This window comes from Cryobacterium sp. TS_SC_7, assembly GCF_056156285.1.
The window spans coordinates 2,334,300-2,346,188 of record NZ_CM149589.1 but is presented as its reverse complement, the minus strand read 5'-3'; the positions used below and the strand labels follow the sequence as shown (position 1 = coordinate 2,346,188).

The 11,889-nt window shown below is 70.1% G+C and carries 12 protein-coding genes; 7 read left to right on the top strand and 5 right to left on the bottom strand.

Going from position 1 to position 11,889, the window contains the following annotated elements:
- Positions 1 to 96 precede the first annotated feature (96 nt).
- Together hxlA and hxlB are read right to left on the bottom strand one after the other, a co-directional pair.
- Positions 97 to 720 (bottom strand): 3-hexulose-6-phosphate synthase, encoded by a 624-nt coding sequence (hxlA, locus tag AC0J5J_RS10775; protein ID WP_474897951.1) that lies wholly within the window; start codon positions 718 to 720, stop codon positions 97 to 99.
- A 75-nt stretch (positions 721 to 795) separates the two neighbouring features.
- Positions 796 to 1,422 carry a 6-phospho-3-hexuloisomerase gene (hxlB, locus tag AC0J5J_RS10770; protein ID WP_474897949.1) on the bottom strand — a complete coding sequence of 209 codons (627 nt, stop codon included), beginning with the start codon at positions 1,420 to 1,422 and terminating at the stop codon, positions 796 to 798.
- A 99-nt stretch (positions 1,423 to 1,521) separates the two neighbouring features.
- Between hxlB and AC0J5J_RS10765 the strand changes: the two genes are divergently transcribed.
- From AC0J5J_RS10765 to AC0J5J_RS10750, 4 genes are all read left to right on the top strand, one after another.
- Positions 1,522 to 2,358, top strand: coding sequence for a LuxR C-terminal-related transcriptional regulator (locus AC0J5J_RS10765; RefSeq protein ID WP_474897947.1), 837 nt, complete (start codon positions 1,522 to 1,524; stop codon positions 2,356 to 2,358).
- A 76-nt stretch (positions 2,359 to 2,434) separates the two neighbouring features.
- Positions 2,435 to 3,085 (top strand): class I SAM-dependent methyltransferase, encoded by a 651-nt coding sequence (locus tag AC0J5J_RS10760; RefSeq protein ID WP_134423819.1) that lies wholly within the window; start codon positions 2,435 to 2,437, stop codon positions 3,083 to 3,085.
- 71 nt (positions 3,086 to 3,156) lie between these two features.
- The gene (locus AC0J5J_RS10755; RefSeq protein ID WP_474897946.1) at positions 3,157 to 3,381 is read left to right on the top strand and encodes a YgaP-like transmembrane domain; all 225 of its coding nucleotides are present in this window, start codon (positions 3,157 to 3,159) and stop codon (positions 3,379 to 3,381) included.
- 20 nt (positions 3,382 to 3,401) lie between these two features.
- Entirely contained in the window at positions 3,402 to 4,661 is a 1,260-nt protein-coding gene (locus tag AC0J5J_RS10750; protein WP_474897944.1) for an MFS transporter, read from the top strand.
- A 145-nt stretch (positions 4,662 to 4,806) separates the two neighbouring features.
- Here the strand turns inward: AC0J5J_RS10750 and arsA are convergent, their stop codons facing one another.
- The 3 genes from arsA to AC0J5J_RS10735 all read right to left on the bottom strand — a co-directional run bounded on the left by arsA (position 4,807) and on the right by AC0J5J_RS10735 (position 7,485).
- Entirely contained in the window at positions 4,807 to 6,621 is a 1,815-nt protein-coding gene (arsA, locus tag AC0J5J_RS10745; RefSeq protein ID WP_474897943.1) for an arsenical pump-driving ATPase, read from the bottom strand.
- A 9-nt stretch (positions 6,622 to 6,630) separates the two neighbouring features.
- Positions 6,631 to 7,092 carry an arsenite efflux transporter metallochaperone ArsD gene (arsD, locus tag AC0J5J_RS10740; RefSeq protein WP_134423817.1) on the bottom strand — a complete coding sequence of 154 codons (462 nt, stop codon included), beginning with the start codon at positions 7,090 to 7,092 and terminating at the stop codon, positions 6,631 to 6,633.
- Positions 7,093 to 7,200: 108 nt separating this feature from the next.
- Complete coding sequence (locus AC0J5J_RS10735; RefSeq protein ID WP_134423816.1) at positions 7,201 to 7,485, bottom strand: helix-turn-helix transcriptional regulator; 285 nt, start codon at positions 7,483 to 7,485, stop codon at positions 7,201 to 7,203.
- Between the two features lie 132 nt (positions 7,486 to 7,617).
- Here AC0J5J_RS10735 and AC0J5J_RS10730 point away from each other — a divergent pair, with 132 nt between their 5' ends.
- The 3 genes from AC0J5J_RS10730 to AC0J5J_RS10720 are packed head-to-tail and all read left to right on the top strand — an operon-like array spanning position 7,618 to position 11,878.
- Positions 7,618 to 9,132: a proton-conducting transporter transmembrane domain-containing protein gene (locus AC0J5J_RS10730; protein ID WP_474897941.1), complete on the top strand. Its 1,515-nt coding sequence runs from the start codon at positions 7,618 to 7,620 to the stop codon at positions 9,130 to 9,132.
- Positions 9,129 to 11,558, top strand: coding sequence for a DUF2309 domain-containing protein (locus tag AC0J5J_RS10725; protein ID WP_474897939.1), 2,430 nt, complete (start codon positions 9,129 to 9,131; stop codon positions 11,556 to 11,558). The genes AC0J5J_RS10730 and AC0J5J_RS10725 overlap by 4 nt, the downstream gene beginning before the upstream one ends.
- Positions 11,559 to 11,560: 2 nt before the next feature.
- On the top strand, positions 11,561 to 11,878 hold the full coding sequence (locus AC0J5J_RS10720) for a P-II family nitrogen regulator (RefSeq protein ID WP_134423813.1): 318 nt from the start codon (positions 11,561 to 11,563) through the stop codon (positions 11,876 to 11,878).
- Positions 11,879 to 11,889 lie beyond the last annotated feature (11 nt).

The window sequence follows — 11,889 nt, the reverse complement described above, 5'->3', positions numbered from 1 at the left end:
CTGACCCGTTCCACACGACAAAGCACCCTCGCCTTGCGACGAGGGTGCTTTTTCGCGTTCAGGCAGAACTGACGGCTCGGCGGGCCTCCGGGTGCGTCAGATGATGGCGGCGCGCAGGGCGGCTGCGGCGGCCGCCGGGTCCTCGGCGCCGTAGATCGCTCCGCCGGCGACGGCGACCCGGGCACCGGCACGCTGCACGGAGGCGATGGTGGCCACACTCACACCGCCGGCCAGGGAGAACGGAACCCGGGCGGTCTCACCCTGGTTCAGCAGGGTGGCGAGCGAGAAGCCAGGCTCGGCCTGCTCGTCCAGGCCGGCGTGCATCTCTACGAAAACGGCTCCGAGCTCGGTCACCTCACGGGCCCGGGTCACCTTGTCGGCGACGCCGATCAGGTCGACGACGACACCCTTGCCGTGCTTGGTGGCCGCGGCGACGGCTCCGATGATGGTGCTGTCCCCTGCGGTTCCGAGCACGGTGACCAGGTCGGCGCCGGCCGTGAACGCCAGGTCGGCCTCAAGCTCGCCGGCATCCATCGTCTTGAGGTCGGCGAAGACCGTCTTGTCCGGGTGCGCGGCCTTGACGGCGGTCACGGCGCGCATGCCCTCCGCCTTGATCAGCGGGGTGCCGAGCTCGATGATGTCCACGTAGGGGGCGACCTTGGCGGCCAGTTCGAGGGCGGCATCCGTGGTGACTACGTCCATGGCGACTTGCAGCTTCATGATTGTCTTCTTTCCGGTTCTGGTTGGTCTGACTGGGTTCTGGTGGGTTGTGGTGGGTCTGAGCGCGGAACAGCGCTATTCGAGGTTCGAGTGGCGCGGCCACAGTTCGTCGGCCGTGGCGCCGGATGCCTTCCACAGGCTGTGGAAGATCGCGTCGCCGAGCACGACGACGGTCTGCTCGAAGAGCGCCCCCGAATACTGGATCGACAGGAGACCGTCGTGGTCCTGCTTCTGGGCCGCCGGCACGACCACGGTCACGGCGGCGAGCGCGGCAAGCGCGGAGTCCGCGGCGGTGGTGATCGCGATGACCTGGGCGCCGCATGCCGCGGCCGTCTCGGCCGCACGCACGACGGCAGCCGTGGTTCCGGAGCCGCTGGCGGTCAGCAGCACGTCGCCGGCGGCGATGGCCGGGGTGGTCACCTCGCCGACGACGTGAACGTCGAGACCCAGGTGCATCAGCCGCATCGCGGTCATCCGCAGGGCCAGGCCGGACCGGCCCGCGCCGAGCACGAACACCCGCCGGGCGCCCTGCAGGGCGGACGCAGCGCGGTCGAGAGGCGCGGCGGTGCCCGAGTCGGTGGACGAGCCGGGGGCGACGCCACCAGCCGAGGCCAGGAGCTGGCGCACGATACCCGCGTTCTCGGCCGCGATCGCGGCGACCGATTCGGTCACGGTCGGGAGGGTGTCGGTACGAGAAAGCATTCCTTTATCGTCCACTCTTTCGGGTGGGTGTGCCGCCCACCGAACGGGCAGGATACCTACCCGAACGAATGGCTCAGGGCCCTCCGCTAGGCTGCTCGGGTGACTTCACCGCATCCGCCCCACTCGATCGAGCCGTTCGACTCCCGCTCGGCCTCCGCCGAACGTGCCCGCGTCGTCGCCGACCTCACCGACCGGCAGGCAACCACCCTCGAATCCCTGCTCGCCGTGCTCCGTTCCCGGGACACGAGCGACGCCGCAGCCCGGCAGACCGCGATCGACCTGGCCGCGACGGCCATGGTGGCGCTGCGCGCCGTCTCCGACCACGACCGGTCCCTCTCCGAGGAGCCCGTGGCCCAGGCCTTCGAGCGTCTGCGCGACGATCTGCGCCCGCTGGTGCGCTTCGGCGACCTCGACGTGCAGTTCATCGAGCCGCCTGTGAACGGCCGCGCCCTGCCCGGCGAGGTCGCGCACGCCGCCCGAGCCCTCGTGCGCGGCGCCGTTCTGGCCCTGGTCGAACAGGCCGGGGTGGCCCGGGTGCGCGTGCACTGGGACTGCGACGGCAGCAACCTGCTGATCCACATCCGCGACGACGGTTCCGGGGACCTCACCCCGGACAGCCCGAGCATCAGCCGGTTGACCAGCCGGGTGGCCGCACTGAACGGCACGCTGCGGCTGGAGGCCACGGCCGGCTGGGGGTCCGAAATGGCCGTCAGTCTCCCGCTGGACGTGCCGCTCGCCCCGCTCACCCCGGCCGCCGCCTGGGGCCTCAGCCCGCGGGAGAAGGGCGTCCTCGAGCTGGTGGCCTCCGGCGCGCGCAATCGGGCGATCGCCGAGGCGCTCTCGATCAGCGAGAACACGGTCAAGTTCCACGTCGCCAACCTGCTGCGCAAAGTGGGCGCCACCACCCGGGCGGAGCTCGCCGCACTCTCCCGCTGAGCCGCCGCTTCCGTGCCAAACTGGCCTTCGCGCAGCATCCGTTCCCGGCGACGGATGCCCGACGAGAGGACACGCCATGGACGCCACCGAATGGGACACCCGCTACCGCCTCGCCCGTGAGGCGCAGGCCGGTCAGGCCGGACGCCTCTGGTCGGCCCTGCCGGCACAGATCGTGCAGGACACCGTGAGCCCGTTCACTCCAGGGCGCGCTCTGGATCTGGCCACCGGCGACGGCCGCAACGCGATCTGGCTGGCCGGCCGCGGCTGGGCCGTCACCGCGGTCGACTTCTCCGCCGAGGCCATCGGCCAGGCCCGCGAGCACGCCGCGGCGGCAGGCGTGGCGGTGGACTGGCAGGTCGGCGACGCCACGACCTGGGACCCCGCGGGCGAGACGTTCGACCTGATCACGGTGATGTACCTGCACCTGCCGGAGCCCGCGCTGCGGGGCGTCGTGGAGCGCGCCGCGGCCCGGCTCTCCCCCGGCGGGCACCTGGTCGTGCTCGGACACGACCGGGCCAACCTCGGGACCGGGGCTCCGGGACCGACGAACCGGGACATCCTCTACACGCCGGAGCTGCTGCGCTCCTGCATCGACCCCGCGAGCGTGGGCGCCGTGCGCGTCATGCGGTGCGAGACCATCCGCCGCGACCTGGCCACCGACCCGGAGGCCCCCGGCGACGGCGGCGCCGCCTTCGCCCTCGACACCCTGCTCGTCGCCGAGGCCTGAGCCCGGCGCACACACTTTCCGACTCGTACCCCCGGGGGTATAATGGCTTCATTCACGAGAAGGAGTATCTGATGGCTCTCATTCAGTTCCTCGGTTCGACCGCCGGCCGCTGGGTCCGCATCATCGCCGGGGTCATCCTGGTTGTCCTGGCCGTTGTCCTCGGCGGCTGGTGGCTGCTGCTGGCCGCCCTCGGCGCCGTGTTCATCGCCGCCGGCGCCTTCGACTTCTGCCTCCTCGCCCCCCTCGCGGGCAAGCCCCTCCGAGGCTCCGAGTTCCGTAAGACCTTCACATCCTGACCCCGGAGGCGCCGGCACCCGTGACGCCGGGCGTCGGCTCCGGATTCGCGCCCGTCGACCATACGCCGCTGCAGCGTGCGGTGGTGCGGGTGCTCATCGCCGGCCAGGTCCTCGGCGGGATCGGGATGGGCGCCACGCTCTCCCTCGGCGCCCTGCTGGCCGCGCAACTCTCCGGCTCCAGTGCCTGGTCGGGCATGGCCGCCACCATGAGCACCCTCGGCGCCGCCCTCGTGGCGGTGCCGCTGGCCCGCCTGGCCCAGCGCCGCGGGCGCAGCCGCTCACTCGCGACCGGCTCGCTGATCGCCGGCTCCGGCGCTGTTCTCGCCATCACCTCCGTGGCGATCGACGTCTTCCCTCTGCTCCTGCTCGCCCTGATGCTGCTCGGCGCCGGCTCGGCCACGAACCTGCAGGCCCGCTTCGCCGCCACCGACCTCGCGAGCACCACATACCGGGCACGGGACCTGTCCATCGTGGTCTGGTCGACGACCATCGGCGCCGTGCTCGGCCCGAACCTGTTCGGCCCCGGCGAGGTCGTGGGGAAGGCACTCGGCCTGCCGCCGCTGACCGGGGCTTTCGCCTTCTCCCTGATCGCCACGGTCGGCGCGGCCGTGGTCTACACCGTCGGCCTCCGCCCCGACCCGCTGCTCACCGCCCTCGCCGCCCGCGAGGTCGACCCCGCCCACGGAACGCGGCGTGGCGGCCTGGCCCTCGTGCGCACCAACCCGCAGGCCCGCTACGCGGTGGCCGTGATCGCCCTCAGCCACGCCACCATGGTCGCCCTGATGTCGATGGCCCCGGTGCACCTGCGCGACCACGGTGCCACGCTGACGCTGGTGGGACTGACCATCAGCCTTCACGTGGCCGGCATGTACGCGCTGTCGCCCGTGTTCGGCTGGCTGGCCGACCGCCTCGGGCGGATGCCCGTCATCCTCCTCGGCCAGGCCCTGCTGCTGGCCTCGCTGACGATCTTCTGGCTGGCCGGCGAGTCACAGACCGCCATGACCGTGGGGCTGATCCTGCTCGGACTGGGCTGGTCGGCATCCGTCGTCGCCGGTTCGGCACTGATCGCCGAGGCCGTGGACGTGCACGACCGGGCCGCCCTGCAGGGCTTCTCCGACCTGGCGATGAACGGAGCGGGCGCCCTCGGCGGAGCCCTGGCCGGCCTGATCCTGAGCGCGATCGGCTATTCCGGGCTCGGCCTGGTCACCATGGCGCTGGCGGTCGTCATCGTCGTCTGGTCGATCGTGCGCGGCGCCACGGCCCGGCCGATCGTGCGCTAGCGACGTGCTCATCGCAGGCGGAGCGCCGCACCCGGTGTCGAGCCGATTCGACGGAGATTTTGCCGTGAAAGCGCTCTTTCCCCGCGATTAGGGGCGATCCGGCCAGAATCTCCGTCGAATTCGTTCGGGGCCGACGGGCGGGCGGCTAGCGAACGGATGCCGGCGCGGGCTGCCTCCCCGACGCCAGGGCGAGCAGGGCGGGAATGCCGACCGGCTCCTGCGCCAGCAGGGGCACCACCGCGAGCCGCGGGGCACGCTTCTCGTGCACATGCTCGAGCTCGGGGAGCTCGTTCCGGGCCCGCGCGAGCAGCAACAGGCTGGTCGGCGCCGCCGCGGCGATCGAGTTGTTCACGATCCACGCCCACGGCGTGATGCCGGCCCGTTCCAGGTCGGCCTGCAGTTCCGCGGCCTCGAGCACGGGCGTGGTCTCGGCGAGGGTGACCAGGATCACCTTGGTCTGCTCCGGGTCCTGCAGCCGCATCATCGGCGTGGTCAGACGGATGCCGTCACCCAGTTGCCGGGTGACCTCACGGTGGTACGACCCGGTCGCATCCAGCAGCAGCAGGGTGTGGCCCGTGGGCGCGGTGTCCATCACGACGAAGGTGTTCTTCGCCTCCCGGCTCACGCGGGAGAACGCCTGGAACACGGCGATCTCCTCGGTGCACGGGGAGCGCAGGTCCTCGCGGAGCATGGCCTGGCCCTGCTCGTCGAGGTGCGCACCTTTGGTGCGCATGACCCGCTCGGTGTAGTTCGCGATCTCCACGGCCGGGTCGATCCGGGACACGGTCAGGTTCGGCACTGCGCCGACCAGGGTGTCGTCGAGGTGCGCGGCCGGGTCGGTCGTGGTGAGGTGCACGGGCAGCCCGCGGTCGGCGAGACCCACGGCGATCGCCGCCGCGAGCGTGGTCTTGCCCACGCCGCCCTTGCCCATCAGCATCACCAGGCCGTGACCGCCGGCCTCGATCTCGTCGACCAGGACCGAGAGCGGGGCACCCGGAACAGCCGTGTCGACGGTGGCAGCGACCGGCGCCTGCGCGATCTCGGGCTCGAGCAGGCTGCGAAGAGCCGCCAGGCCCACCATGTTGGAACTCTTCAGCTCCACGTAGTCGGTGGGGGCGTTCTGCAGCCCCGCGGGCAGCTCGGCGAGCGCCTGCTGCTCGCGTGCCCGGATGGCCGCGAAGAGCGGGTCGGCTGCGGCCTCGGCAGGCGTGCCCGCATCCGCGTCCGGTCCGGCCGGCAGGATGCCGTTGACCACCAGATACTGCCGTTCCATGCCGATGGCCGCCAGTTCGGCCTGGGTGCGGGCGGCTTCCCTCAGGGTGGAACCCTGGGCGCGGGCCACGAGCACCAGCCGCGTTCGCGCAGGGTCGGAGAGCGCCGCCACGGCGTCGGCGTAGACGGCGCGCTGCTTCTCGAGGCCGGAGAGCGGCCCGAGGCAGGACGCGTCGCCCGTTCCCTCGGTCAGGAAGTCGGTCCACGACCCGGGCAGCTGCAGCAGGCGGATGGTGTGCCCCGTGGGGGCTGTGTCGAAGAGGATGTGGTCGTACGCGGCGGTCCACGCGGCGTCCGTCAGCAGGTCGGTGAATTCGTTGAAGGAGGCGATCTCCGTGGTGCAGGCTCCCGAGAGCTGCTCCTCGATGGAGGCCACCTCGGCGGGCGGCAGCAGGCCGCGGACCGGGCCGACTATGCGTTCGCGGTACTGCTCGGCCGCCTGTTCGGGGTCGATCTCGAGCGCCGACAGCCCGGGCACCGCCGCGATCGGGGTGACCGTGTTGCCGATGGTCACTCCGAAGACCTGACCCACATTGGAGGCCGGATCGGTGCTGACCAGCAGAACGGATGCCCCGCCCTCGGCCAGACGCACCGCGCTCGCGCACGCGATGGAGGTCTTGCCGACCCCGCCCTTGCCGGTGAAGAAGAGGAAGCGCGGGGCGTCGTCCAGGAAGTGCAGGGTCGTCATGATCGGCCCCTAGCAGCAGCCGCCGGTGCCGCAGCAGCCCGCGTCGGCGTCCTCGGCGTCCTTACCCGGTGCGGGAGCGGCCATGGCCAGGAGCCGCGCCGATCCCTCGGGCTGCACGGCCGCGAGGTGGCTGGTCTCGTCGGTGTCGGATGCTGCCCCGGATTCGGCCGCTCCGCCGGTCCAGTTCGCGAGCTCGGCCCGGGAGGGGTAGCGGCCGGTGAGCACGGTGGCGCCGCCGACGAGCGTGACGGGCAGCCCCTCCTGGCCGACGGTGTGCAGGAACTGGCGGGCCACCTCGTTCTCCACGAAGGCGAGCGGCTCCTGGGCCAGGTTGAACCGGGCGACATCACCGCCGTTCGCGCGGGTGAAGTCCAGGTCGGCGGAGAAGGTGACCAGCGCCTGGTCGACGTCGACTCCGCAGATGCCGGTGCCGCAGCAGAGTCCCGGTTCGAAAATCTCGATGTGTGCCATGGGTGACCATCTCCTCAGCCGGCATCCAGCGGGGACGACTTGTCCGTGATGACGGTGTTCCCATTATATCGACGGATATCGATATTGCGCGAACCCTGCGCGGGTCTGTTAGCCGTCGTGGACATTGCCGAACGTGGCCAGCAGCTCCCCGATGCGATGATCGCGGTCCAGAGGGTGCCGAAGCGGCATCGCCGTGTTGAGCCGGTACGTGTTGCGGCGGCCTTCGCGCTCGCGGTCCAGGTAGCCGGCTTCCTCCAGCTCGGTGACGATTCGCTGCGCCGCTCGCTCGGTGATGCCGACCTGCACGGCGACGTCGCGCAGCCGCACGTTCGGGTTGTCCGCCACGCACAACAGCACGTGGGCGTGGTTGGTGAGAAATGTCCATGTCGCCATGCTCGATTATCTCCCACCCGACTGCCGTCTCGGCACACTTGATTCAGGACATTAAACATGTGCTATGTTTTTCCTGTTTTATAAGTCGTGTTTTGAGAGGTGTCAATGCTGGACTGGCTTGTTGTTGGTGGTGTGACTCTGACACCGTGGATCGCGGGGTTCTGCGCCGCGATCTTCGCCCGGTCGGGGATGAGCGGGGACACGGCGGCCCGGCTGGCGGCGACAGTGGTCGGCTTCGGGTTCGCCGGCACCGTCACGGTCGCCATCGCATCCGCTGCCGGAGTGCACCGGACGACCTGGGTGGTGTTCGGGTCCACGTCGGTCCAGCTGGACGCCCTGGCGTTGATCTTGTCGATGCTGGTCCTCGGACTCAGCGCGCTGATCCAGGTCTTCGCGATTCGGTACCTGCGCGGCGACCGTCGCCAGGTCTGGTTCGTCGTCTCGGCCAATCTGCTCACCGGGTTCACCGTGTTGATGGTGTGCGCAGGATCGGTGGCCCTGTTCGCGGTGGCCTGGGTCGGTGCCGGGGTGGCCCTCGTGCTGCTTCTGGCCACCTATCGGCCGTTGGCCCAGGCGCGCGATGGGATCCGACGCACCGGGATCCGGTTTGTGATCGCGGACACGGTGTTCCTGATTCCGGTGCTCATCCTGCTGGTCGCCGCCGGAGGAGACGTACCCTGGGCTCGGCTCGGCTCGGTAACGGACTCCCTGCCGCTGCCGCTGACACTGACCTGCGCCGCGCTTCTCGTGGTGCCGGCGTTGGCGCGCTCAAGCCAGATCCCGTTCCACGGCTGGTTGCCGTTCACGCTGGCGGCGCCCACACCGGTCTCTGCGCTGATGCACGCCGGGGTGGTCAACGCCGGCGCCATCCTGCTGATCCGGTTCGCCCCGGCCATCGCGCCTCATCAGGCGGTCATGATCGGGGTGTTCCTGGCCGGAGCCGCAACGCTCGTCTACGCGTCGGCGGTTCGTCTGGTCCGGCCGGACGTGAAGGGCCGGTTGGTGTACTCGACGATGGCGCAGATGGGATTCATGATCCTGGCCTGCGGCTTGGGAGCATACGCGGCGGCGATTTTCCATCTCGTCGCCCACTCCCTGTTCAAATCCACCCTCTTCCTCGGGGCCGGCATGGGGGTGCGCCAGCACGCTGTCGATCGGGACCTCCCACCCCGTCCGACCCGCTCACCGTTCGCTGTCCCGGTGGCCGTGAGCCTGTCGGTGCTGGTTGCGCTGGCAGCGCTGACGGCAGCCAAATGGATGTTCTCCCCGACCGTGTCAGCGGCCAGTGCCGGTCTGCTGGCGTTCGTCGCGCTGACCGCAGCCGTGGCCCTGGGCGCTGCGCTGCGCACCACCTTCACCCTCCGAACGTTCCTCACCGGAACCGCTTCGATCGGTGTGCTGGCGTTCGGGTATGTGGCTCTCCTGCAGGTGTTCACGGCGGCACTGGAACCCGCGACCACCGTCGCCGCGCCCGCCTGGCTGCTGGTTGTGCCGGTCATCGGGCTCGTCCTGGTGCAACTGCTCTCCCGCAACCCGAACCGGTTCGAAACCCTTCGTGACGTCGTTTACGCGAGGACGATGGCGCCCGCCCTGCCCCGCCTGTCCGCGCTGCCCCGCTCGTCCGCGACCTCAGGAGTCCCCTCATGAATTTGATTCTTCGCGCCCAGGTGGCTGCAGCGGCCCACGACATCGTGCCGCACTGGCCCCTGGAGTCCTTCATCGCCGTGAACCCTCTCGCGAGCCACGAAACCCGCCCGTTCGAAACCGCCACCACCCCGGGCGTGGTGCTCACCCGGTCTCGGGACGCCTACCTCGCAGACGTCGAGCGCGGCCGCATCGTCGATGCCGACCTCGAAGCAGCCCTGGCGGAGCGTGTCCCCGAGCTTGCCGGACACCTCACCCTCGGCGGGAAGACGGCGTCCGCGGTGGGCGTGGCGGTTCTGGACATGAAATCCACGTCGTGGAGTTCCCCCGCCGCGACCGCACCATCGGCTCCCTGGCTGGACGAGTACCTGGCCGCCTGGGTGTCGTCCTACCTGAACCCGGACCCCCTCTGGGCGATGCCCCACACCCAGCGCGGCTTCTACCAGGCGTGGCGAATCCTGGCCCGCCGGGACCCGTCACTCCCCCGAACGGTCCGCCGGACGGCGGCCGAGCTGCCCGCCGAGCCCGACGCCGCACTCGCGTGGGCCCTGGTCAAGCTCGGGGTCGCCGCCGAGTCGGTCACGGAGACGCTCCGAACAGAGCTGCACTACCTGCCCGGCTGGGTTGGTCAGATCAAGTGGCGGGCCGAGAAGATCGGTGACATCGACCTGCTCTCGTACCTGTCCGTGAGGCTGACCGTTCGAGCCGTTCTGGGTCTGTCCCTCTCTCCCTCCTCACCCACACCGCCGGTAGCCGACGAGGCGCCGCCGACCCTGCGCCACCGGGCCGAGCACGTTGCCCGGTCCATCGGCGGCAGTCGCGTCGACCGGGAAGAAATCGCGGCCGTGATCCGGGTCCTGGCCACCCACCCGGTGGCCGATCACGCGTTGACCTGGCAGAAGGCCTACGAGCTGCATTACCGCGCCGCCCTGGTGCACTCCGTCAGGGACACCGATCCCTTCACCCCTCGCCCCCACCTGCAACTGGTGATGTGCATCGATCCCCGGTCCGAAGGCATCCGGCGTCACCTCGAGAACCTCCCCGAAGCCGAGACGTTCGGGTTCGCAGGATTCTTCGGGGTCCCCGTGCGCTTCTCCCGCTACCTGGCCCGCGGGGCCGTCAATTCGCTGCCGGCTCTCCTGACGCCCCGCCACCACCTCACCGAACACCCGACCGACTCGGCGAAGGCGAAAGACCACGTGATGCGCGGTCGCAGCCGGGATGCGCTCCGACAGTCGACCCACCAGGCCGACTCCGGCACCGGGACACCGTTCGCCTTCGCGGAGGTGACCGGATGGCTGTACGGCGCCATCAGCGTGCTGCGCACCCTCACCCCCACCCTGCAGGCGCGAATCCAGCGGTTCCTGACCCCGTCGACGGCCACGCTTCCGAGCAACGTGACAATCACCGACTCGTTCACCCTGGAGGAGCGGGCCGCGATGGCTGAAACCGCGGTGCGGATGATGGGCGTGACACAGTTCGCCCCGCTGGTCGTGCTCGCCGGCCACGGATCCGAGTCGGTGAACAACCTGTACCAGTCGGCTCTGGATTGCGGCGCCTGCGGCGGAAACCCCGGCGGGGCGAATGCCCGCGCCTCCGCCGCCATCTTCAACGACCCCGACGTGCGCGCCCTCCTGGTGCCCCGCGGAATCGTCATCCCCTCCGACAGTTTCTTCATCGCGGCGGAGCACAACACCGTCACCGACGCCGTCACGCTTCTGGACCGTCACCTGATCCCCGAGAGCCACGTCGATGCGGCGGGAACGTTCGATCGGGCACAACGGACAGCGGCCGGGCTGTTGCTCAGGGAACGGGCCAGGGACCTGCCCGGGGCATCCCCCCGCTCCCCCGGCCGGGTCCAGGGACGCGCCCACGACTGGGCGGAGGTGTATCCGGAGCTGGGGCTTGCCGGAAATGCGGCCATGATCATCGGACCGCGTCAGATGACCCGCGGTGTCAACCTGGACCGGCGGGTATTCCTGCACTCCTACCAGGCCGAGCTGGACCTCGAGGGTGCCGCTCTGGAAACGATCATGACCGCGCCCCTGGTGGTCGCCCAATGGATCAACCACCAGTACTACTTCTCCGCCCTCAACCCCGCCAGCCTCGGCGCCGGAACCAAAACCATTCACAACGCGATCGGCACCATCGGAGTCCTCGCCGGCCACACCGGAGACCTGCGCCGCGGCCTGCCCTGGCAATCCGTCGGCCTCGGCGACCGACTGTTCCACGAACCGATGCGCCTGACCGTCATCATCCAGGCGCCCCTGGACAGCATCGGGCGCATCGTCTCCCGCAACCAGGTGTTGCGCAACCTGCTCGACAATGACTGGATCACCCTCACCGCACGAAACGACCCCGCAGCCGCCTGGCACCGCTACACCCCGTACGGCTGGACGGCCGCCTCTCCCGCACTGAAAGGAACCTGACCATGAACAACCTGACACAGATGACCCGGCTGGAGGTCGTTGTGCCCGCCCGCGACGCCCCCGCCATCCGCGAACTGATCACCTCCGCGGGCGCCACCGGCTACACGTCCGTGTCCGGGGTGTCCGGAATCGGACACCACGGTCAGCACTCCGGAGCCCTGCTCTTCAACGAATACGACACCCTCACCATGCTGATCACCGTCCTCCCACCCGACAATGCCGGCGAGTTGATCGACGCCGTCGGGGTGCTTCTGAGCACATCCAGTGGCGTCATGTTCGTGTCCGAGACCTACGTCTCCAGGCCCGAATACTTCCAGTGACGCACGCCGGG